The sequence below is a fragment of the Lysobacter sp. GQ73 genome (genome assembly GCF_059758755.1).
Genome location: NZ_JCAXEE010000006.1, coordinates 221,938 through 243,976, shown reverse-complemented (window position 1 = coordinate 243,976; position 22,039 = coordinate 221,938). Strand labels below are relative to the sequence as shown.

At 68.0% G+C, this 22,039-nt stretch carries 19 protein-coding genes, 3 tRNA genes and 1 pseudogene; 16 read left to right on the top strand and 7 right to left on the bottom strand.

Annotation, left to right across the window (positions count from 1 at the left end):
* Positions 1-26 precede the first annotated feature (26 nt).
* Positions 27-1,346, bottom strand: a pseudogene (gene pcnB, locus AC6CH2_RS17680) (polynucleotide adenylyltransferase PcnB); the annotation flags it as partial.
* Positions 1,347-1,511: 165 nt separating this feature from the next.
* Here pcnB and AC6CH2_RS17675 point away from each other — a divergent pair.
* The 3 genes from AC6CH2_RS17675 to AC6CH2_RS17665 all read left to right on the top strand — a co-directional run bounded on the left by AC6CH2_RS17675 (position 1,512) and on the right by AC6CH2_RS17665 (position 2,969).
* Positions 1,512-1,587: transfer RNA gene (locus AC6CH2_RS17675), tRNA-Glu, on the top strand.
* 192 nt (positions 1,588-1,779) lie between these two features.
* Complete coding sequence (gene fdxA, locus AC6CH2_RS17670) at positions 1,780-2,103, top strand: ferredoxin FdxA (RefSeq protein WP_031373455.1); 324 nt, start codon at positions 1,780-1,782, stop codon at positions 2,101-2,103.
* Positions 2,104-2,306: 203 nt separating this feature from the next.
* A complete protein-coding gene (locus tag AC6CH2_RS17665; RefSeq protein ID WP_498270327.1) occupies positions 2,307-2,969 on the top strand; it encodes a hypothetical protein in 663 nt (220 codons plus the stop codon).
* An 86-nt stretch (positions 2,970-3,055) separates the two neighbouring features.
* Here AC6CH2_RS17665 and AC6CH2_RS17660 read toward each other — a convergent pair whose 3' ends face one another.
* Together AC6CH2_RS17660 and dapA are read right to left on the bottom strand one after the other, a co-directional pair.
* Positions 3,056-3,589, bottom strand: coding sequence for a hypothetical protein (locus tag AC6CH2_RS17660; protein ID WP_498270326.1), 534 nt, complete (start codon positions 3,587-3,589; stop codon positions 3,056-3,058).
* A 19-nt stretch (positions 3,590-3,608) separates the two neighbouring features.
* Complete coding sequence (dapA, locus tag AC6CH2_RS17655; protein WP_498270325.1) at positions 3,609-4,514, bottom strand: 4-hydroxy-tetrahydrodipicolinate synthase; 906 nt, start codon at positions 4,512-4,514, stop codon at positions 3,609-3,611.
* A 228-nt stretch (positions 4,515-4,742) separates the two neighbouring features.
* Between dapA and AC6CH2_RS17650 the strand changes: the two genes are divergently transcribed.
* The 3 genes from AC6CH2_RS17650 (at position 4,743) to AC6CH2_RS17640 (ending at position 7,412) form a co-directional block, all read left to right on the top strand.
* Entirely contained in the window at positions 4,743-5,303 is a 561-nt protein-coding gene (locus AC6CH2_RS17650) for a glycine cleavage system transcriptional repressor (RefSeq protein ID WP_435394210.1), read from the top strand.
* Between the two features lie 2 nt (positions 5,304-5,305).
* Positions 5,306-5,791, top strand: coding sequence for a peroxiredoxin (locus AC6CH2_RS17645; protein ID WP_498270324.1), 486 nt, complete (start codon positions 5,306-5,308; stop codon positions 5,789-5,791).
* Positions 5,792-6,014: 223 nt separating this feature from the next.
* Positions 6,015-7,412 (top strand): PhoH family protein, encoded by a 1,398-nt coding sequence (locus AC6CH2_RS17640; RefSeq protein ID WP_435394208.1) that lies wholly within the window; start codon positions 6,015-6,017, stop codon positions 7,410-7,412.
* Positions 7,413-7,565: 153 nt separating this feature from the next.
* Here the strand turns inward: AC6CH2_RS17640 and AC6CH2_RS17635 are convergent, their stop codons facing one another.
* On the bottom strand, positions 7,566-8,600 hold the full coding sequence (locus AC6CH2_RS17635) for a hypothetical protein (protein ID WP_498270323.1): 1,035 nt from the start codon (positions 8,598-8,600) through the stop codon (positions 7,566-7,568).
* A gap of 336 nt (positions 8,601-8,936) precedes the next feature.
* Between AC6CH2_RS17635 and AC6CH2_RS17630 the strand changes: the two genes are divergently transcribed.
* From AC6CH2_RS17630 to AC6CH2_RS17585, 10 genes are all read left to right on the top strand, one after another.
* The gene (locus tag AC6CH2_RS17630; RefSeq protein ID WP_498270322.1) at positions 8,937-9,314 is read left to right on the top strand and encodes a helix-turn-helix transcriptional regulator; all 378 of its coding nucleotides are present in this window, start codon (positions 8,937-8,939) and stop codon (positions 9,312-9,314) included.
* A gap of 119 nt (positions 9,315-9,433) precedes the next feature.
* Positions 9,434-10,243, top strand: a complete 810-nt coding sequence (thiD, locus tag AC6CH2_RS17625) for a bifunctional hydroxymethylpyrimidine kinase/phosphomethylpyrimidine kinase (protein WP_498270321.1) — start codon at positions 9,434-9,436, stop codon at positions 10,241-10,243.
* Positions 10,236-11,096: an alpha/beta hydrolase family protein gene (locus AC6CH2_RS17620; protein WP_498270320.1), complete on the top strand. Its 861-nt coding sequence runs from the start codon at positions 10,236-10,238 to the stop codon at positions 11,094-11,096. The genes thiD and AC6CH2_RS17620 overlap by 8 nt, the downstream gene beginning before the upstream one ends.
* Before the next feature lie 264 nt (positions 11,097-11,360).
* The gene (locus tag AC6CH2_RS17615) at positions 11,361-12,119 is read left to right on the top strand and encodes a TorF family putative porin (RefSeq protein ID WP_498270319.1); all 759 of its coding nucleotides are present in this window, start codon (positions 11,361-11,363) and stop codon (positions 12,117-12,119) included.
* A 14-nt stretch (positions 12,120-12,133) separates the two neighbouring features.
* Positions 12,134-12,226, top strand: a complete 93-nt coding sequence (locus tag AC6CH2_RS17610; protein WP_435394202.1) for a potassium-transporting ATPase subunit F — start codon at positions 12,134-12,136, stop codon at positions 12,224-12,226.
* A 131-nt stretch (positions 12,227-12,357) separates the two neighbouring features.
* Complete coding sequence (kdpA, locus tag AC6CH2_RS17605; RefSeq protein ID WP_498270318.1) at positions 12,358-14,100, top strand: potassium-transporting ATPase subunit KdpA; 1,743 nt, start codon at positions 12,358-12,360, stop codon at positions 14,098-14,100.
* A gap of 11 nt (positions 14,101-14,111) precedes the next feature.
* The gene (gene kdpB, locus AC6CH2_RS17600; RefSeq protein WP_498270317.1) at positions 14,112-16,172 is read left to right on the top strand and encodes a potassium-transporting ATPase subunit KdpB; all 2,061 of its coding nucleotides are present in this window, start codon (positions 14,112-14,114) and stop codon (positions 16,170-16,172) included.
* Between the two features lie 87 nt (positions 16,173-16,259).
* Positions 16,260-16,859 (top strand): potassium-transporting ATPase subunit KdpC, encoded by a 600-nt coding sequence (kdpC, locus tag AC6CH2_RS17595; RefSeq protein ID WP_498270316.1) that lies wholly within the window; start codon positions 16,260-16,262, stop codon positions 16,857-16,859.
* 649 nt (positions 16,860-17,508) lie between these two features.
* A complete protein-coding gene (locus tag AC6CH2_RS17590) occupies positions 17,509-20,238 on the top strand; it encodes an ATP-binding protein (RefSeq protein ID WP_498270315.1) in 2,730 nt (909 codons plus the stop codon).
* Entirely contained in the window at positions 20,235-20,957 is a 723-nt protein-coding gene (locus AC6CH2_RS17585) for a response regulator (RefSeq protein ID WP_498270314.1), read from the top strand. Before AC6CH2_RS17590 ends, AC6CH2_RS17585 begins: the two co-directional genes overlap by 4 nt.
* A gap of 395 nt (positions 20,958-21,352) precedes the next feature.
* On the opposite strand, the gene AC6CH2_RS17580 is transcribed toward AC6CH2_RS17585, so the two are convergent.
* The 3 genes from AC6CH2_RS17580 to csrA all read right to left on the bottom strand — a co-directional run bounded on the left by AC6CH2_RS17580 (position 21,353) and on the right by csrA (position 21,922).
* Positions 21,353-21,429, bottom strand: a tRNA-Arg gene (locus AC6CH2_RS17580).
* Positions 21,430-21,559: 130 nt separating this feature from the next.
* Positions 21,560-21,652 (bottom strand) — tRNA-Ser (locus AC6CH2_RS17575).
* Between the two features lie 66 nt (positions 21,653-21,718).
* The gene (gene csrA / locus AC6CH2_RS17570; RefSeq protein ID WP_031371770.1) at positions 21,719-21,922 is read right to left on the bottom strand and encodes a carbon storage regulator CsrA; all 204 of its coding nucleotides are present in this window, start codon (positions 21,920-21,922) and stop codon (positions 21,719-21,721) included.
* Between the last annotated feature and the right edge of the window lie 117 nt (positions 21,923-22,039).

Here is a 22,039-nt window from a genome sequence, read left to right as displayed (position 1 = left end):
CTGCGGTCAGAGACAGGCCCGTTGGATCACTCCGACGCGACCGGCGCGCCGCGACGGCGGCGACGGCGCTTGCGCGGGGCGCGATCGTCGCCGCCCTCGCCGCTTTCTTCCTCGTCCAGGTGCGCATGCGCCTCCTGATACGCAACCAGTTCGCCCGGGTGCTGCTGCGCCTCGCGCCAGAATTCGACGTCGGCGGCGTGCTCGTCCGATGCGGCCATGCGCAACGACAAGAAGTCGAACGCGGCGCGGAAACGCGGATGCGACAGCAGCCGGAACACGCGCTTGCGCTGGCGCTGCTGGAACCGCGACTGCAGCAGCCAGATCTCCTGCATCGGCAGCGAGAACCGGCGCGGCAGGGCGATCGTCGACAACTGGTGCAGGGTGACCCGGTCGGCGGCGCGGCGCTGCGCTTCGGCGGTATGCACGCCCTGCGCCTGCAGGCCCATCAGGTCGCGGCAATACGCCGGCCACAGCAACAGCGCGAACAGGAACGCCGGCGACACCGGCTCGTCGTTGGCGACCCGCGCATCGGTGCCCTTCAGCCCTTCCAGCACCATCCGGCGCAGGGCGCCGCTGCGATTGGACTTCAAGGCCGCGGCGCTTTCCGGCAACAGCGCCGGCAGCAAGCCGAAACGCTCCAGGCCGAGGAAACTCTCGACCGCGTGGCCGGACAGGAACAGCTTGAGGCATTCCTCGAACAAACGCGCCGGCGCGGCATCGGCCAGCAGCGGCGCCAGGTGCGGGATCGGCGCGGCGGTGGCCGCTTCGATCTCGAAACCGAGCTTGGCCGCCAGGCGCACCGCACGCAGCATCCGCACCGGGTCTTCGCGATAACGCGTCTCCGGATCGCCGATCAGGCGCATCAGGCGGTTCTGCACGTCCTCGAAGCCGCCGACGTAGTCGCGCACCGAGAAGTCCTCGACCGCGTAGTACAGCGCATTGGCGGTGAAGTCGCGGCGGACCGCGTCGTCCTCGATGCTGCCGTAAACGTTGTCGCGGACCAGGCGGCCGCCGGTGTCGGTCTCGCGGTCGCCGCTGCCGTCGTCGCTGTTGGCGCGGAAAGTGGCGACCTCGATGATTTCGCGGCCGTAGACCACGTGCGCCAGCCGGAACCGGCGCCCGATCAGGCGGCAGTTGCGGAACAGCCCCTTGACCTGCTCGGGGGTGGCGTCGGTGGCGACGTCGAAGTCCTTGGGGTGGCCGCCGACCAGGATGTCGCGCACGGCGCCGCCGACCAGGTAGGCGCCGAAACCGCTGTCGCGCAGCCGATACAGCACGCGAAGCGCGTTCGGGCTGATCTCCTTGCGCGAGACATTGTGCTGGTCGCGCGGGATCACGCGCAGCGAGGTATGGAATGAAGAGTTGGCTTGCATCGAGCGGGCGTGCCGCCTTATAGGTTCGTAAGGTTCAACCGTTGCCCGTGGCAACGGCGGCGCATATACTAGCAGGCCGCATCGGGTTGAGAGTCCGTGCGGTCTGCCAGGAACCCGTTCCCGGCCGAGTTTCAACCTGCTCCCTTCGTCTAGAGGCCTAGGACGTGGCCCTCTCAAGGCTAAAACACGGGTTCGAATCCCGTAGGGAGCGCCAATACGCGACCAGGTCGCCAGAAGCCCGCGCAGCGATGCGCGGGCTTTTTCTTGGCGCCAGCCGCGTTATGGGGCCGGGCGGAAGCGCGATCCGCGCCAACGGCCAAGCCCCGCCTTGGGTCGTCGCGGCGCGAATGGCTACACTATCGCCGCCCGGCCTGTTCGCCCCGGACCATAGCTCAGGATTCCCGCCATGCCCTTCGTCGTCACCGAGAACTGCATCAAGTGCAAGTACACCGACTGCGTCGAGGTGTGCCCGGTCGACTGTTTCCATGAAGGCCCGAATTTCCTGGTGATCGACCCGGACGAGTGCATCGACTGCACCCTGTGCGAGCCGGAATGCCCGATCAACGCGATCTATCCCGAGGACGACGTGCCGGCCGGCCAGGAGCCGTTCGTTGCGCTCAACGCCGAGCTGTCCAAGTCCTGGCCGGTGATCACCACCCGCAAGGACGGACCGCCCGACGCCAAGGACTGGGAAAACAAGCCCGGCAAGCTCGACCTGCTCGAGCGCTGAGGCCCGGGCCTGATTGGCCCGGCTGACCCGAATCGTGGCGTAAAGACCTGGCGTGCCCGGCCCCGCCTCCGGGCGGCTGCCCCTTGGCCACGGCCTCGTCGCTGCCTGGGCACGGCTGGACCCGCCCGGCTCGCGCCGGAGCCGCCTGGCATTCATCGGCGCGCACCTAGACTCGGCCGGTCACGGTCCGAATGAAACCCGCCATGCCGCATGCCCGTTTGCGCCTGAGCCTGCTCCTCGCGGTCTGCGCCGCACCGATCCTCGCCGGCGCCCAGCCGCGCGCGCTCGCCCTCGCCCAGCTCGATCTGTCGCGGCTGGACCTGTCGCAGTTGGATCTGTCCCAGCTGGACCTCTCGCGCCTGGACCCCGGCGCGATCGCCGCCGGCGCCAGCGACACGCTGATGCGCGCGCCCGACGGCGCGATCGACGACTTGTTCCAGGCCCTGCACCAGGCCTCGCGCAACCCGCGCGATGCGGCGACCTTGTGCGCCTTGTTCGACCCGGCCGCCGACCGCAGCCCCCAGACGCTCGCGGCGGCGGCGCAGACTCTCGGCGACGCCAGCCGCCAGAGCTTCGCCCAGGCCTTGCTCGGCATCGCCGCGACCGGCCTGCAGAACCCGCGCCAGCCTTACGACGCCGGCGCGGCGAAACAGACGCTGAAGTCCGCCGGCACCACCGCGATGCTGCTGCACGACGGCTTCATGGGCGCGCTTAATGCCGACGCCGGCGAACCCGGCGGACGCCAGGCCCGCTGCCAGGCCTTCGGCTGGCTGCTCGATGCACTCAAGGACATGCCGCGCGCGCAACGCGCTTCGGCCATGCGCCTGATGTTGAACGAAGGCCTGACCCGCTGGTCGCCGCGCTGACGCGGCAACGCGGTCGCTCCGCTCCTGCACGCAAACGAAAACGGGCGCCATCGGCGCCCGTTTCGCTCATCCACTGCAGCCTTGGATCAACGGCCGCCGAGCACTGCCTTGAGGCCGGCGATCAGCTTGGCCGGCGCCGCGCCGGTGGCCGGCAGGCCGCGCGGGTCGACCGCCGAGACGTAGGCACCGGCTTCGACCGCACTGATGCGGACCAGGAAGTTGCTGCCTTCGTAGTTCACGTCGTAGGCGCCGAGCAACTGGGCGCGGCTGGCGATGTTGAGGCCTTCGACCTTGCCGAGCGCGTCGCCGACCTGGTTGAACACCGCGTCGCGGTTGCCGCTGACGGTGAAGCCGTTGGCCGACGAGGCCGGGGTCCCGGCGGCGGCCTGGGTCGGGCGCGAGGCGGCCAGGCCCGAGGCGGTCACCGAACCGCCCGGCACCGCCATGGCGCCGTCGGTGCGCGGCTGGTCGAGGTCCGGCGGCACTTCCAGCGGGCGGTTCTCAGGCGTTTCGGCGTAGAGCTTGTTGCCCTTGCGGAACCAGCTGCAACCCGACGTGGCGACCATCGCCAGCAACAGACCGGCGACAACCGCGCGGGACAGAGAAACATTGGAACGCATGAGCATCTCCTACAGGGATTCAGGCCGCGAGGGTGTCGCGGCAGACGTGTTCGAGTTCGACGACGAGACCGGCGGTGCGCCGGGCGGCATCCTGATGGGCGGCCGGGAGCGACTGCAGGGGCAGGCGCAGACCATGGCCGATGCCTTGCCCGCTGAGCAAGGCCTTGACCGGAATCGGGTTGGGTTCGACCGCGAGGAAATCGTAGGCCGGGCGCAGGCGCGCGTCCCAGGCCTCGGCTTCGGCGGCGCGCCCGGCGCGGGCCAGGTCGGCGAGGCGGCGGAACGCCGCCGGCAGCACGTTGGAACCGACCGAAATGATGCCGTCGGCGCCGGCGAGCATGGCCCGGCAAGCGGTCGGGTCGTCCCCGCTGAGCACCGCGAAGCCCTCGCTCTTGAACGCCAGCAAGGCCTGCATCCGCTGCGGATCCGACACCGCTTCCTTGATGCCGACGATGCGCGGATGGCCGGCCAGCTCGGCCACGGTCTCCGGCAGCAGGTCGCCGCCGGTGCGGCCTGGCACGTTGTACAGCACCACCGGCAGGGCGCCGTCGTCGGCGATCGCACGGTAGTGCGCGACCAGGCCGGCCTGGGTCGGGCGCACATAGGGCGGGGTCACGACCAATGCCGCGTCGGCGCCGAGGGCGGCCGCGCGGCGGGTCAGTTCGATGGTTTTGGCGGTATTGGACAGGCCGGTGCCGGCCAGGACCGGGACCCGCCCGGCGACGAATTCGACCGCGGCGCGCAGCAGGGCGTCGTATTCGGCATCGTAGAGCGCGGCGGCCTCGCCGGTCGAACCGGCGACGACGAGGGCCTGGGTGCCGCCTTCCAACTGCATCGCCAGCAGTTTGTGCCAGGCGTCCAGGTCGATTTCGCCGGACGCGGTGAAAGGCGTCGCCAGCGCGGTGATGCTGCCGGAAAGTCGCAAGTGAAGACCTACATAAGTGGAGTTCGCGTCCGCAGCCGTGCTGTGGAGCGGTCGTGGGGCCATTATTCCAGCGGGCGGGCCGGTGCGGAAACGTGCGCCGGTGCAGCCACGCACGGGACGATGTTACTTGCGGCCCGAAAGCGCGGGCAAGTATGCTCCCTTCAGCCGCAGCCCGTCCGCGGGCCGCCGTTCATATCCGAGCATCACGCTCCCCTTGCAGGCGCCGCCTTGACCGATTCCGCTTCCCGGCCGTCGCCGAACGAAAACCACCTCCTGATCAACGCCTATACGACGCATCCGGAGTCGCCGCTGTTGTCGGTGACCCGCCGGATCGCCGACTCGGGCTGCAATCTCGTCGATGCGCGCCTGTCCACGGTCGGCCGCGACGTCTCGGTGACCGCGCTGGCGGTCGGCTCCTGGGACTCGGTCGCCAAGCTCGAGGCCATGCTGACGCGCCTGGAGCGCGAAGAAGGCCTGAAGCTGGTCTGGTACCGCACCGGCGCCAAGCAGGTGCAGTCCAACCTGCTGCCCTACATCGTCGAGGTGGTGGCCGCCGACAAGCCCGGCATCCTGTTCCAGCTGGCCGACTTCTTCGACCGCCAGGGCATCACCATCGAAAGCCTGCACTGCTCGCGTTACCGCGCGATGCAGACCGGCGCCGACATGTTCTCGGCCCAGGTCACCATCGGCGTGCCCTCGAGCATGCACATCGCCGCCCTGCGCGACGATTTCCTCGAGTTCTGCGACCATCTGAACCTAGACGCCATCATGGACCCGATGAAGTTCTGATCATGCTCGATATCGGCGACCACGCTTACGGCAAGAAATCCCCCGACCTCGCCCTGGCCCTGTCCGGCGGCGAGACGGTCAAGCTCAAGGACTACGCCGGCCAATGGCTGGTGCTGTACTTCTACCCGAAGGACAGCACCCCGGGCTGCACCACAGAAGGCCTCGACTTCAACGCCCTGCTGCCGAAGTTCAAGAAACTCGGCGCGAGCGTGCTCGGCGTGTCGCGTGACTCGATCAAGTCGCACCAGAACTTCTGCGCCAAGCAGGGCTTCAAGTTCGAACTGGTCAGCGACGCCGACGAGTCGGTGTGCAATGCCTTCGGCGTGATCAAGGAAAAGAACCTCTACGGCCGCAAGTACATGGGCATCGAACGCAGCACCTTCCTGATCGACCCCAAGGGCGTCATCGCCCAGTCATGGCGACCGGTGAAAGTCGCAGGCCATGCCCAGGCCGTACTCGACGCACTCAAGGAACACGCCGCCCAGTGAGGCCCCTCGTCTCCACGCTCGCACGCCGTCCCGCCCCGCGGGCCACGGCGCCGCGGCCGTGCGCGCGCGCCGCCCGCTCGCGCTCGCCGCGCTTGTGCGACCCAGGCCCCGCCTCGGCGACGGCCGCTGACCGACACTCGCTCCAGCGCCTTCGCCGGCTGCGCCACCCCGTTCCGCCGTCGCAAACCAACGCATCGCCCATCATCTCCGACGAGACTTCCGAATGACCAGAAGCAAGCGGATCTACGTGCTCGACACCAACGTGCTCATGCACGACCCGACCGCGCTGTTCAAGTTTCAGGAACACGATGTCTACCTGCCGATGCAAGTCATCGAGGAGTTGGACAACGGCAAGAAAGGCACCTCCGAAGCCAGCCGCAACGCGCGCCAGGTCAGCCGCTTCCTCAACGAACTGATCCAGGCCGAAGGCACCGACAAGATCAGCACCGGCATCACCCTCAACCGCCCGCAAGGCCTGCAGCTGCGCGGCGCGCAGAGCATCGGCAAGCTGCGCTTCCAGACCGGCTCCTTCGACGCCGGCAAGCGCTTCAGCGCGGTGATCCCGGACAACCAGATCCTCGGCGCCATCCTCGCCCTGCAGGAGCAGGAGCCCGGCGTGCCGGTGGTGTTCGTGTCCAAGGACATCAACCTGCGCATCAAGGCCTCGATCGCCGGCATCGTGTCGGAGGACTACGAGAACGACCGTGCGCTCGACGACTTCAGCCTGCTCTACACCGGCGCGACCGCCTTGCCGGACGACTTCTGGCAGCGCCACGGCCAGGACCTCAAGTCCTGGACCGAGAAAGGCCGCACCTATTACGAGATCAACCGCACCGAGAACGACGACTGGTACCCGAACCAGTTCCTCTACCTGCCCGGCGACGACGAGTCCGAACTCAAGGTCACCAAGGTCGGCGAAGACCGCGTCCAGTTGCAGATCGTCGACGACTACCGCCACAACCAGCATGCGGTGTGGGGCATCATCGCGCGCAATCGCGAGCAGAACTTCGCCCTCAACGCGCTGATGGACCCGGAGATCGACTTCGTCACCCTGCTCGGCACGGCCGGCACCGGCAAGACCCTGCTGGCGCTCGCCGCCGGCCTGGCCCAGACCATGGACCAGCAGCGTTACCGCGAGATCATCATGACCCGCGCGACGGTCAGCGTCGGCGAGGACATCGGCTTCCTGCCCGGCACCGAGGAGGAAAAGATGACGCCTTGGATGGGCGCGCTGACCGACAACCTGGAAGTGCTGACCCACAACCAGGAAGGCGGCGCCTGGGGCCGCGCGGCGACCAACGACCTGCTCGCCTCTCGCATCAAGATCCGCTCGATGAACTTCATGCGCGGCCGCACCTTCCTGAGCCGCTGGCTGATCCTCGACGAAGCGCAGAACCTGACCCCGAAGCAGATGAAGACCCTGATCACCCGTGCCGGCCCTGGCACCAAGATCGTCTGCCTCGGCAACGTCGAACAGATCGACACGCCCTACTTGACCGAAACCACTTCGGGCCTGACCTACGCGGTCGACCGCTTCAAGGGGTGGGCCCACAGCGCCCACGTGACCCTGCGCCGCGGAGAGCGGTCGCGGTTGGCGGATTACGCGTCCGAAGTGCTTTGAGGTTGCACCAGTAGACTGATCGCAAGTCGCACGGACGGAGCCGCGCGGTTAGCGGAAGACGAAATCGAAGGCTTCCCAAACAGGAAAGCCGGCGCAAGCGCCGACTTTCCCGATCCGCTATGCCCGGCTTACCGGGCGTCGGAAGTCAAACTGTCAACGTCCCGGCACGCGACAGCAGGTCGCCTGCGCTTTGTACGCGATCGCGCTTAATATCGAGCCTACCAAGTCGCACTTCCAACCGGTCGGCTGGCCGCCCGTGACCGCAGGTTCGGAACTGCTGATCGTCAGGCCCAAGGGGCCAGTGCACGACCCGCTGGTGGCCGAGTAACCGGTCGGGCAGTTGAGCGTCCGGGTCTGCAGCCCGCCGAGCAGATCGAGAAAACCGCTCTGCTCGGCCACTGTGCAGTCCAGCGCCACCGCCTGCGGCTCGGTGAAGTAGCCTTCGACGTCGACCACCATATGCGACTGGTTGTGGCTGTACACGTTGAATTGCGATGCGCAACTCGGACGACACTGCGCGATAGCCGCGTGTCCCGAAGTAATCTGACCGGGACTGTAGTTCAAAGCCGTGGCGACCGGCTTGGCTTCGTTGAACGGATAGGCGGTGAAGTATCCGCTGCCGCTGGGCAGCACCGCGGTAAAGCTCAGCGCGAGCGCGGCGATGTTGGCGGGAACTCCGCAGTTGGACTCGAAGCCGCCTTGCGCGGTGAAATCCGTCGCCGTATAGCCAGCGTAACTGCGCGTCTCTCCAGCGGCGAGCGGGCCTCCCACCACTCGCGTATCGGCGATGCGGCAAGGAGTGATCGGCGTATATACCAGGTTGCTTCCGGTGACCGCCTTGGTCTGCAAGCCGCCCGAAGTCCCCGCGACTGCCACGACGGCCGGCGCGCCGCCGAGCAATTGGCTGCTCATCGACTGAAAGTCTTCTGCGGTGGCGGCACGTTCGAGGTTGGCAATATCGACTTGGTCGATGGTTTCCTTCAATCGATCGCCCCAACCCGCCGCCGAAGGCCCGTAGGTCTTTTCGACGTACGGCGTCCAGCGCGAAACGATGCTTTCGCCCAATTCCTCACGCATCGATTCCGGAGCCAGGCCGGAACTGTTGCTGACCATCCAACCGTAACCCAGGGCCACCGTTGGCAAACCGATTACCAGCACACCGATCAATAACTTCCTTTTGATACTCATGAGCAATCGCCCTTTCCTGGTGGGAGTGAATGAGCGCACGTGGCGCCAAGGGGAGAATGGTCTGCGCCGCTTGTCTCGGTCGGCGAGGCCCGCGCGTGACTGCGCAAGGAATGGATAGTTCATCCGGCATACCGCGGGCAATGTCCGCTTTCGCTAACCGTCCACGTTGTACGCAGAAACAGCGACGCCGAATCGGGCTTTGCACAACGGCCTTGTGACTGACTAAGCAATCCGCAAGCCTTGGGTTAGGGGAACTGCACTAATAGCGACCAGTTTCGCTGTCGTGTTAGCGAACACTCATGCAAGATGACCGCTAGTCTTCAGGGGAGACCGGAGATGTCGGCATTGCCCGAACGCATCAGACGCGCACGCGCCCTTTCGCGTACCTCGCAACTGGCCTTGGCCAATGCGGTCGGCGTGCAGCGCAGCGCCGTCGCCCAGTGGGAACGGACCGCCGGCAGCCATCCTTCGATGCATCACCTGCTGGCGATCGCCGAAGTGACCGGGGTCTGCCTGGAGTGGCTCGGCACCGGACGCGGCCAGATCCGGCCCGACGACGGCGCCTGGACGCCGGCCTTGCGCCCTGCGGACTACGCCCAGGACGATATCGAGGAGGAATGCCTCAACGCCCTGCGCCGCTTGCCGTTCTCCCTGCGCAAGCAACTGGTCGCGACGATTTCGCTGATGGCGAAGGCCTCCACTGACGGCAAGTGATAGCAAGCGCCTCGGCCGACAGGGCAGATAAGATGGGGCCGCTGTCAGCGCCCGCCGATCCAGCGCACCTCGGTCGAGATCGGCCGGCCACTCCCGATGCCCTTGCCTGCCCTTATTCGATGACCCAGCGCCCCCTATCCGTCCTTACCATCGCCGGCTCCGACTCCGGCGGCGGCGCCGGCATCCAGGCCGATCTCAAGACGTTCGCCGCGCATCGCGTGCACGGGCTCAGCGCGCTGGCGGCCCTGACCGCCCAGCACACCCGTGGGGTGAGCGCGGTGCATGTTCCCGATACCGGCTTCCTGCGCGCGCAGATCGATGCCTGTTTCGAGGATTTCGAGGTACGCGCGGTCAAGCTCGGCATGCTCGCCAACGCCGGTGTGATCCTCGCCGTCGCCGAGGCGCTCGAGCATTACCGACCCGAGCACGTGGTGCTCGATCCGGTCATGGTCGCGACCTCCGGGTCGCGCCTGCTCGAAGCCTCGGCCCTGGATGCCATGCGCACGCGTCTGTTGCCATTGGCGAGCCTGATCACGCCGAACCTGCCGGAAGCGGAACTGCTGCTCGGCGCCGCCATCGGCGATCTCGATGGCATGCGCGGCGCCCTCGACGGTCTGTCGGCGCTGGGCGCGCGTGCGGTGTTGCTCAAAGGCGGGCACCTGCCCGGTCAGGGCGATGTCGTCGATCTGTTCGCCGACGGCGGCGCGCAGGTACGCGAGATCGCCCATCCGCGCCTGCAGCTCGACGCCCATGGCACCGGCTGCACCCTGGCGTCGGCGGTCGCGGCGAATCTGTGTCTGGGGCGTTCGCTCGAGGAAGCCTGCGTCGCCGCGGCCGACTATGTGCACGCCGCGTTGCGCCTGGGCTATCGCCCGGGGCGCAGCGAAGTCCTGGTGCTCGACCACTTCGGCGCCGCGCCGCATGGCTGATCGTCACGAGCCGTCCGGGCTGCCGCTGCGCGCCGGGGATGGCCACCGCTGGAATCTGTACGCGCGCGTCCCGTCCGAACCGAGCGCGAGCCTGCTGTGGCTGCCCGCGCTCGGGGTCGCCGCGCGCCATTACCTGCCCTTCGCCGAGGCCCTGGCGGCGCAAGGCATCGCCGTGTACCTGCACGAGTGGCGCGGCAATGGCAGCAGCAGCGTGCGCGCCAGCCGCGACAGCGACTGGGGCTACCGCGAATTGCTGCTCGACGATCTGCCGGTCAGCGATGCCGCGGTCGCCGCGGCCCTGCCGGAAGTGCCGCGCATCATCGGCGGCCACAGCCTCGGCGGTCAGTTCGCCTGCATGCGCCTGGGCTTGGCGTCGCTGCACGACGATCCGGTCATGCCGACCTCGCTGTGGCTGGTCGCCAGCGGCGCGCCGTACTGGCGCACCTTCCCGATGCCGACCCGCATCGCGATGCCGCCGATCTACCGCTTCCTGCCCTGGCTGGCACAAGTCAACGGCACCTTGCCCGGCCGCCGCATCGGCTTCGGCGGCAACGAAGCGCGCAGCCTGATCCGCGATTGGGGCCGCACCGCCTTGAGCGGCCGTTATGCCGCGGCCGGCATCGACGCCGACCTCGAAACGGGCATGGCGCAGGTGGCGGTCGACGCGCGCGCGGTCTCGATGGACGACGATTGGCTGGTACCGCCGGGGTCGGTGCGTTATCTGCTGTCGAAGCTGCCGCACGCGCGCAGCGAAAACCTGCTGCTGGGAGCGCGCGATCTCGGCACCCGCGCCGATCATTTTTCCTGGATGAAGCGGCCCGACGCGGTGATCAAGGCTTTGATGCGCCGATAAACCTGCGTGGGGCAGGAGCAGCGCAAGCCGCGACCGCGGCGATAAAGCGCCGTCGTATGCGTGGTGTCGTCGTCGATGCGGTATCGCGGTCGCGGCTTGCCCCGCCCCTGCCCTTCAAGCACGGCACGCGCACCGATTTGCGCCGGAGCCCCGAAGTTTTACGGCGAATTTACGCGGCGACGGCGCCCGCGAAATAGCGGCTTTACGCCCGCGGTTCCGAGAATGGCGAGGTGGCCAGACAGGCCTCTTCATCCGGAATCCATCATGTCGTCGCACCACCTCTTTCGCAGCCGCGAAGCCGCCGTCCCGCTGATCCGGGCCGTCTGCGCCGGCGTCGGCCTGCTTGCGCTCGGTGCCCAGGCGCAAGCCGCCGAACAGGGCGGCATCCAACTCAGCGGCTCGGTCGCGCTCGCCAGCGACTACGTCTGGCGCGGCAGCTCCCAGACCCAGGGCGATCCGGCCGTGCAGGCCGGCTTCAGGGCCGCCGCTGCCAACGGTCTCTATGGTTCGGTCTGGGGCTCGAACGTCGAGTTCGCCCCGCAGACCCATGCCAGCAGCGAATTCGACTTCACCCTCGGTTGGGCCGGCCAGGTCGCCGGGCATTGGGCGGTGGACGTCAACGTCCTGCACTACCGCTATCCGTCGACGACCAACGACCTCGACTGGACCGAGCTCAACGGCAGCCTGACCTACCGCGGCAATTACTGGCTGTCGCTGGGCTACTCGAACGAAGCACTCGGCAGCAAGCAGCGCGGCCTGTATTCGCAGGTCGGCGCGCGCTTCCCGGTCAACGACGCGCTGCGCTTCGAAGCCGCGGCCAGTCATTATTTTCTCGACGACGTCTACGACCGCAGTTACAGCCACGGCCAGCTCAGCGCGATCTGGGCGGTCAATGCCCCTGCTTCCAAAGCGAACGTCGAGCTGCGCCTGACCGCGCACGCCACCGATCGCAATGCCGAACGCATCTTCGGCGACTCGCTGGCCGGCTCGCGAATCGAAGCGGCCGTGCAGGCGTCCTTCTGACAGGAGTAGTGCTCATGCCCGCCTGGCTTTCCCTGTTGTGCGCGGTGTCGGTCCTGGTGGCCGGCGCGTACCTGCTCTACGTCGTGCTGCGCCCGGAAGACTTCTAGCCCGCGCCGACTTCGTGCGGGCCAGGACCGGTCCGCATCGCCCTCCTCAGCGCCCGGGCGGATTCGCCCGCGCGCGGTCCCCGCAGGCGCTGGATGCGCCGCGACGGACCCATTACCGCCGGTGTTTCACCATGATCGAAATCTTTCTCGTATTCGCGCTGGCGATCGGCCTGGGTTGGCCGCTCGGCCGGTACCTGGCGCGGGTCATGCGCGGCGACCGCTCGCGCCTGGACGCGGCGTTCGGGCCGCTGGAACGCGGCGTCTATCGCCTGCTCGGCGTCGACGCCGCGCGCGGCATGAGCTGGCGCGGCTATGCGCTCGCATTCGCCTTCAGCAACCTCGTGCTGGCGGTGTTGGTCTGGACGTTGTTCATGACCCAGGCGTGGCTGCCGCTCAATCCCGACGGCATCCCGAACCTGCGCTGGGACACCGCGCTGCACACCATGGTGTCGTTTCTCACCAACACCAACCAGCAGCACTACTCCGGCCAGGCGCAGCTGAGTCATCTCTCGCAGATGGTCGGCATCGTCGGCCTGCAGGTGGTCACGCCGATGATGGGCCTGGCGATCGTGGTCGCGACCCTGCGCGGCCTGTTCGGCGGCCGCCAGGCGATGGGCGCGCACACCGCGGCGCCGGCCGAGGGCGCGCCGCGCGATCTGGGCAACTACTGGGTCGACGTGACCCGCGCCACCGTGCGCTTCATGCTGCCGCTGTGCCTGGTCTGGGCGGTGCTGCTGACTTCGCAGGGCGTGCCTTCGACCTTGCAAGGAGCGGCCAGCGTCGCGCCGCTCGACCACAGCGCGGGGCTGAAGGATCAGAAAATACCTATGGGACCGGTCGCGTCCATGGTCGCGGCCAAGCAACTCGGCACCAACGGCGGCGGCTGGTACGGCCCGAACAGTGCGGTGCCGCTGGAGAACCCCACGCCGTTCGCCAACCTGCTGGAAACCCTGGCGCTGATCCTGATCCCGGTCGCGGTGACTTTCATGATCGGCCCGTTCACCGGCCGCCGGCGCTTCACCGCTCTGGTGTTCGGCAGCATGCTGCTGATGTCGGTGATCTCCACCGGCCTGACCGTCGGTTCGGAAGCTTATTCGTCGAGCAGCGCGGACGTCGCCCTGATGGAAGGCAAGGAAACCCGTTTCGGCGCCGGCGATTCGGCACTGTGGACCGCGCTGACCACGCAGAGCAGCAACGGCTCGGTCAACGCCATGCACGACTCGCTCGCACCGCTGACCGGCGCGATGGCGATGGTCAACATGTTGATCAACGCGATCTGGGGCGGCATCGGTTGCGGCCTGCAGCAGTTCCTGGTCTATCTGCTGCTGTCGGTGTTCCTCGCCGGGCTGATGACCGGACGCACGCCGGAACTGTTCGGCCGCAAGATCGAAGCGCCGGAAGTGCGCTTGCTGGCCCTGCTGATCCTGCTGCAGCCGCTGGTCGTGCTGGGCTTCAGCGCGATCGCCCTGGCGGTCCCGTCGATCACCGGCAATTCCAATCCTGGCTTCCATGGCATCAGCCAGGTGTTCTACGAGTACACCTCGGCCTACGCCAACAACGGCTCGGGCTTCGAGGGGCTCGGCGATGCGAGCTATTGGTGGAACCTGAGCTGCGCCGCCGTACTCGCCCTCGGCCGCTACCCGGCGCTGCTGATTCCGCTCGCGGTCGCCGGCCTGCTGTCGCGCAAACGCGTTGCGCCGGAAAGCGCCGGCACCCTGCACGCCGAAACGCCGACCTTCGCCCTGACCCTGATCGCGGTGATCGTGATCCTGACCGTCCTGCAATTCATGCCCGCGCTGGTGCTCGGCCCCGTCGCCGATCACCTGACGCTGTCTGCCGGCGCCGCACCGGCGCCGAGCAGCCCCGCTCTCTGAGGTAAGCCATCGTGACCGAACAAACCCATCTCGGAGCGCAGCGCCGCCATTCGGCGGTCGCCGGCCTCGACGCTGCCGGCGTACGCGCGGCCGTGCTCGAATCTTTCCTCAAACTATCGCCGCGCCACGCCGTGCGCAGCCCGATCATGGCCGTGGTGCTGCTCGGCACGGTCCTGTCGGGGCTGATCACGGTGTTCGTGCCCGGGCACCTCGGCTTCGGCGCCGCGGTCACCGCGATCCTGCTGGTGACGGTGTTGTTCGCCAACTTCGCCGAAGCCGTGGCCGAAGCGCGCGGGCGCGGCCAGGCGGCGTCCCTGCGCGCGGCGCGGCGGGACTTGGTCGCGCGCAAGCTCGACACCGTCGGCCATAACGAAACCCGCGTGCCGGCGTCGAGCCTGAAGCCCGGCGACCGGGTCATCGTTTCGGCCAACGAGCTGATCCCGGCCGACGGCGAGATCGTGCGCGGCCTGGCCACGATCAACGAGTCGGCGGTGACCGGCGAATCCGCGCCGGTGCTGCGCGAAGCCGGCACCGATCGCTCCGGCGTGATCGGCGGCACCAAGGTGCTGTCGGACGAGATCGAGATCGAAGTCAGCGCCGAACCCGGCCACAGCTTCCTCGACCGCATGATCGCCTTGGTCGAGGGCGCCAACCGGCAGAAGACGCCGAACGAGATCGCCCTGACCATGCTGCTCGCGGCGATGACCCTGACCTTTCTGATCGTGGTCGCGACCCTGCCGTTCTTCGCCGGCTTCGTCGGCGCCAAGCTCGACCCGCTGTTGCTGATCGCGCTGCTCGTGTGCCTGATCCCGACCACCATCGGCGGCCTGTTGCCGGCGATCGGCATCGCCGGCATGAACCGCGCGCTGTCGGCGAACGTGCTGGCGAAATCCGGCAAGGCGGTCGAAGTCGCCGGCGACGTCGACGTGCTGCTGCTCGACAAGACCGGCACCATCACCCACGGCGACCGCCAGGCGACCGCGTTCCATCCGCTCGCCGGCATCGATCATGCCCAGTTGCGCGACGCCGCCCTGCTGTCCTCGCTCGCCGACCCCACGCCGGAAGGCAAGTCCATCGTGCGTCTGGCGCGCGAACTGAACAGCGCCGTGGCCGAGCCCGAGCGCGCCGACTACGTCCAGTTCACCGCGCAAACGCGCATGTCCGGCGTGGATCTGCCGGCCGAAGCCGCCGGCGGCGCGCGTTCGATCCGCAAGGGCGCGGGCGATGCGATCTCCCAGCACGTGCGGGCGCTCGGTGGCGAGGCGACCTCGGAACTCGTCGCGCGCATCGAACAAGTGGCACGCAGCGGCGCCACTCCGCTGGTGGTGTCCGAAGGGCGCCACGTACTTGGCGTGGTGGAGCTCTCCGACGTGGTCAAGCACGGCGTCAAGGAACGCTTCGCCCGCCTGCGCGCCATGGGCGTGCGCACGATCATGATCACCGGCGACAACCCGCTCACCGCCGCCGCGATCGCCGCCGAGGCCGGCGTCGACGACTACATCGCCGAGGCCCGCCCCGAGGACAAACTCGCGCGCATCCGCGCCGAACAGGCCGGCGGCCGCATGGTGGCGATGGTCGGAGACGGCACCAACGACGCACCGGCACTGGCCCAGGCCGACGTCGGCCTGGCGATGAACTCCGGCACCCAGGCGGCGAAAGAGGCCGGCAACATGGTCGACCTGGATTCCGACCCGGCCAAGCTGTTGGCGGTGGTCGAGGTCGGCAAGCAACAGCTGATCACCCGCGGCGCGCTGACCACGTTCTCGCTCGCCAACGACGTGTCCAAGTATTTCGCGATCCTGCCGGCCTTGTTCGCCGCGGCGATCCCGCAAATGGCCGCGCTCAACGTCATGCGCTTGTCGAACCCGAACAACGCCGTGCTGGCCGCCTTGATCTTCAACGCGATCATCATTCCCGCGCTGATCCCGCTCGCCCTCGCCGGCGTGCGCTTCAAGCCGGCGACCGCGGTCGCCCTGCTGCGCCGGAACATGCTGGTCTACGGGCTTGGCGGCGTGCTGCTGCCGTTCGTGGCGATCAAGCTCATCGACATGGCCTTGGTTGCGATCTTCTGAGCCACCGCTCCATCACTACCCTGCTCCCGCGGGAGCAGGGCCGCGCCGAGGGCCTCGCGCGCCCGCCGCCCACCACAGGACACCGACATGAACACCCAGCCCACCCAGCCCGCCCAGATCGACGAACGCGTCCCGCTACGCGCGCCGCTGCTGTTCGCCGCCGTCGCCCTGCTCGGCTTCGGCCTGCTCTATTCGCTGACCGCCACCCTGCTCGGACGGCTGGCGTTTCCGTGGCAGGCGACCGGCAGCCTGGTCGAACGCGACGGCCGTGTGGTCGGCTCGGAACTGATCGCCCAACCCTTCGCTGCCGACCGCTATTTCCGGCCCCGGCCCTCGGCCGCCAATTACGACCCGATGGCCGCCGCCGGCAGCAACCTCGCGCGCAGCAACCCGGACCTGCGCAAGCGCATCGCCGAGACCACCGCCACCGTGGCCGAGCGCGAAGGCATCGCGCCGTCGCAGGTGCCGTCCGAACTGGCGACCCAATCCGGCGGCGGCCTCGATCCCCACCTGTCCCCGCGTGCCGCGCGGATCCAGGCCGCCCGCGTGGCGCGCGTTCGCGGCCTCGACAGCGCGCATATCGAACGGTTGATCGCCGCCCATACCGAAGCCCCGCAGTTCGGTTTGCTCGGCGAGCCGAGAGTGAACGTACTCAAGCTCAACCTGGCCCTGGATGCGGCGCGCTGAGGCGATGGTCGGTCGCCGCGGTTTCGCGGCGAGACCGAACGCCCGCGGTCGCGGCTCGCGCCGCTCCTACCCAAGAGCAGCGTTGTCGTTGAAGCGACCGTTTGCTGTTGCTGTTGCCCTGCGTCGTTTCGCACTAGCGAAGGCAAGAGAAGACCTGGAGGGCGGCCTGCATGGATGCAGGCCGTTTTTCATCGGGACAGGGAGGTCCCGTATGTAGATCCCTGCGTATGCGACGATCGCGCGGGCACTTGATTCAAAACAAAGCATTTTTCTTTGGTTACCTTTCTTTTGTTGCTTTAGACAAAAGAAAGTACCCCGCCGCTTCAGTGGCGGAAGCTTTGGGCTTGATCTTGATGTTGATCTGCTTTTTCTGATGGAGACGCCGCAAAACCGTCGCAACGATGTCGCCGCTCGCGCCGCTCCTACCCTGGCGAAAGCGCGCCGCTTCGGCGAATGACGACAGCCTCGCTACCTCTGCGCGTCCAGCAGTCGCGACTTACCTCGCTCCTACAGGGAATAGCTTCGCACCAGGCCGATGCAAAAACCCCAGGGCGATAGCCTCGCGCACCGCGCCGATGCGCAAGCCCCACCCGCAAACCGCCACCCCCTCCCTACACCTCCCTCACCCACCCAGCGCACAATCCCCCTCATGACCGACCCGCGCAGCGCCCAAGCCGATGCCCTGATGGGCGAACTGCAACGCCAGGGCGCAGGGCGCCTGACGATCTTTCTCGGCGCCGCGCCCGGCGTCGGCAAAACCTATGCCATGCTCGGGCGGGCACGCGAGCTGCAGCGGCGCGGGGTCGATACGGTCGTCGCCATCGTCGAAACCCACGGCCGCGCCGAAACCGGCGCGCTGGTCGAAGGCCTCGAGGTGGTGCCGCGCAAGCGCCTGGATTATCAGGGACGTGCACTCGACGAGATGGACCTCGATGCGGTGCTCGCGCGCAAGCCCGCGGTCGCGCTGGTCGACGAGCTCGCCCATCGCAACGCTCCGGGCAGCCGTCACCAGCGGCGCTGGCAGGACGTGCTGGAACTGCTCGACGCCGGCATCGACGTCTACACCACGATCAACATCCAGCACCTGGAAAGTCTCAACGACGTCATCCACCGGATCACCGGCGTGCGGGTCAGCGAGACCGTCCCGGATGCGCTGTTCGACCGCCTGCGCGACATCGTCCTGGTCGATCTGCCGCCGCGCGAGCTGATCGAGCGCCTGCAACAGGGCAAGGTTTATGTGCCCGAGCAGGCCGCGCATGCGCTGCAGGCGTTCTTCTCTCCCTCGAACCTGACCGCTTTGCGCGAGCTGGCGATGCAGACCGCCGCCGACCGGGTCGACAGCGATCTGCGCGAGGCCCAGACCGCGCGCGGCCTGCCCGGGGTGCCGTTGCGGCGCGCGGTGATGGTGGCGATCGACGGCCTCGGCCAGTCCGAGTATCTGGTCCGCGTCGCGCGGCGCCTCGCCGAACGCCGCGACGCCCCCTGGCTGGTCGTCACCGTGCAGACCGGCGCCTCGCCCGAGGAGGCGCGCCAGTCCGAACTCGACCGCGCTTTCGCCCTGGCGCGGCGGCTCGGCGGCGACACCGCGGTGCTGCACGGCAACAGCGTCGTCGACGCCCTGCTCGACCATGGCGAACGCGCCGGCGTGTCGACCATCGTGCTCGGCCGCACCCGCGAACGGCCGCTGGCGCGCATGGTCAACCGCACCCTGACCCAGCAACTGATCCAGCGCGGCGCGCACTACGAACTGACCATCGTCAGCACGCCGGAGGCGCGCGCCCGCGCCCGCCGGTCGCTGCGCCAGAGCAGCACCTTCCTGCGCAGCCTGCTGACCCGCAGCGACGCTGGCCTGGCCGTGGTCGCCGCGACCGTCGCCACCGCGCTGGCCTGGGTCGCCGAGCGCTGGATCGGGCTGGGCGACCTGTCGCTGATCTTCATCGTCGCGGTGGTCGTGGTCGCCGCGCGCACCCGCATGACCGCGGCGGTGATCGCCTCGGTCCTGTGTTTCCTCGCCTACAACTTCTTCTTCATCGAGCCGCGCTTCACCCTGCTGATCGGCGCACGCCAGGGCGTGGCGACGGTGCTGTTGTTCCTCGCCGCGGCGCTGGTCGCCGGGCGCCTGGCCTCGAAGCTGCGCATGCAGGTGCTCGCGTTGCGCGCCTCCAATGCGCACGCGACCGAACTGCAGACCCTGGGCCGCGAACTGGCGACCGCGGCCGACGTCGGCCAGGTGGTGCGCGCCGGCCGCGACGCGCTCAAGCGTTCGCTCGGCGCGGAGGCCTTCATCTACATCGGCGCGGCCCCGATGCACGGCGAGCCACTGCCGGAGATGGGCGACAAGGACCGCGCCGCCGCCGACTGGAGTCTCAAGCATCGCCAGTCCGCCGGGCGCTACACCGACACCCTGGCCGGCTCGAACTGGTGGCTGCTGCCGCTGCAGGGCAACGGCGCCGCCGACGCACCGGCCGCGGGCGTGATCGGGCTGCGTTTTCCGCCGTCGTTGACCCGGCTCGGGCCCGAGCAACGCCGCCTGGCCGAAGCGATGACCGACGACGTCGCCCAGGCGGTGCTGCGCACGCGCCTGGTCGCCGATCTCGAGGACTCGCGCGTCAGCGGCGAGACCGAGCGCCTGCGTTCGGCCCTGCTGTCCTCGGTCTCGCACGACCTGCGCTCGCCGCTGGCCTCGATCATCGGCGCCGCCAGCAGCCTGGACAGCTATGCCGAAGCGATGCCGCGCGAAGACCGGCACAGCCTGCTCGAAACCATCCGCATCGAAGGCGAGCGCCTGGACCGCTACATCCAGAACCTGCTCGACATGACCCGGCTCGGCCACGGCGGACTGGCGCTCAATCGCGACTGGATCGGCGTCGACGAGCTGATCGGCTCGGCGGTGACGCGGCTGCAGCGCTACGAGCCGCGGGCGCGCTTCGAGTTGCGCATCGAACCCGGGCTCGGCCCGATCTGGGTGCATCCGGCGCTGGTCGAGCAAGCGCTGTTCAACGTGATCGAAAATGCGGTGAAGTTCTCGCCGCCTGACGCGGCGGTGACCATCGACGCGCGCCGGGTCGACGGCGAGCCCGGTGCGGGCCCGGCGCAAGTGCTGCGCATCGACGTCAGCGACCGCGGCCCCGGCATTCCCGAAGACGAGCGCGCGCGCATCTTCGACATGTTCTACAGCGTCAGCCGCGGCGATAGAGGCAGCGGCGAGCGCGGCCGCCAGGGCACCGGGCTCGGCCTGGCCATCTGCCAGGGCATGATCGGCGCCCATGGCGGCAGCGTGGTCGCCCTGCCCGGCCTGGCCGACGAGCAGGGTCGCCGAGGCACTACGATCCGGATTACCCTGCCGCCCATCGAACCCGCCGTGCCCGCCGCCCCATGACCGAGGATCGCGTTCCGCCTTCCGCCACGACGCCGCCCGCGCGCGTGCTGGTGATCGACGACGAGCCGCAGATCCGCAAATTCCTCGACATCGCGCTGCGCGCGCAGGGCTATGCGGTGGAGTTGGCCGACACCGGCGGCGCCGGCCTGGAGGCCCTGGCCACGCGCGGCGCCGACCTGGTCGTGCTCGACCTCGGCCTGCCCGACCGCGACGGCCACGACGTGCTGCGCGAGCTGCGCCAGTGGTCGAGCGTGCCGGTGATCCTGCTCACCGTGCGTGCCGGCGAGACCGAGAAGGTCGCCGCCCTCGACGGCGGCGCCAACGATTATGTGACCAAACCGTTCGGCGTCCAGGAACTCATGGCGCGCATCCGCGCCCTGCTGCGCGCGCACGGCCCGCAAGGCGAGGCCCTGCCGGTGTTCGACGATGGCCGCCTGCACATCGACCTGGCCCGCCGCGAGGTGAGCCTGGACGGCGAAGCGGTGGTGTTGGCGCGCAAGGAATACGCCCTGCTGGCGATGCTGGTGCAGCACGCCGGCCGCGTGGTCACCCAGCCGCAGTTGCTGCGCGAACTGTGGGGCCCGACCCACCAGGAAGACACCCACTACCTGCGCATTTTGGTCGGCAAACTGCGCCACAAACTGGGCGACGACGCCGCCGCACCGCGCTACATCGCAACCGAACCCGGTGTGGGGCTGCGCTTCATCGAGAAGCGTTGAGCCGGACAGGCGTCCGTGCCTTCGTAAGCGGCAGTTGTCGGCAATCCACCACCCCATCGCGCTCTAGGGGCAGGAACGGCGCGAGCCGCGACATCGAACTCGCAGTGGCGACGCGAGCGGGGTGGTGCGGTCGCGGCTTGCGCCGCTCCTACAAGGGGCGCAAAAGTTGCGGCGCGAGGTCGTGGCGGTACGGTCGCGACTTGCGTCGCTCCTACCCTGACGGGCTGCCGTCGGCCTCGGCGCAAGATCGAGGCAGTGCGGTCGCGGCTGCGCCGCTTCTATAGGAGGTCGCTCGCGCGCGAGGCAACGAACGACCGCGATCGAAACGCATCGTCGGACAAAATTCGCGCGCAAAGAAAAACCCGGCAATCTCGCGATTGCCGGGTTTCTTTGTATGGCGCGCCCGGAAGGATTCGAACCTCCGACCCCCAAGTTCGTAGCCTGGTGCTCTATCCAGCTGAGCTACGGGCGCTGAGTTGAAAAATTATGACGGACGTTTTTCTGTTCGTCAACATTTTCTGTTTTGCTCTTTACCGCCTCATCGACTGCGAAAACCCCGATAAATCGGTAAAGAAAAGCCGCCGGAAGCGGCTCTTTGTAACTGGCGGAGAGTGAGGGATTCGAACCCTCGATAGAGCTTTTGACCCTATACTCCCTTAGCAGGGGAGCCCCTTCAGCCTCTCGGGCAACTCTCCGCATCACTTAAAGCGGTGCGGGCGGGAAGCATAACGGCTCACCCGATTCGCAGCAAACTTTTTTTATCAGCCGCCGGTGTTCTTGCCCGAGTCGTCCGACGCATCCTCGCCGCGCTGGATGCGCTGATAGATCTCTTCGCGATGGACTGCGACATCTTTGGGTGCGGTAATACCGATACGCACCTGGTTTCCCTTGACGCCGAGCACGGTGACAGTCACCGAGTCGCCGATCATCAGGGTTTCGCCGACGCGACGCGTCAGGATCAGCATTGAAAACCTCCTCGAGCCGGCACCGCAGCGCCGGCGTTGGCATTCTTTTCCATCAGGAAGAATGCTTCAATTTGTACACAAACGTGAACCATCTTAGCGACCGGTCAAACCCGGTCG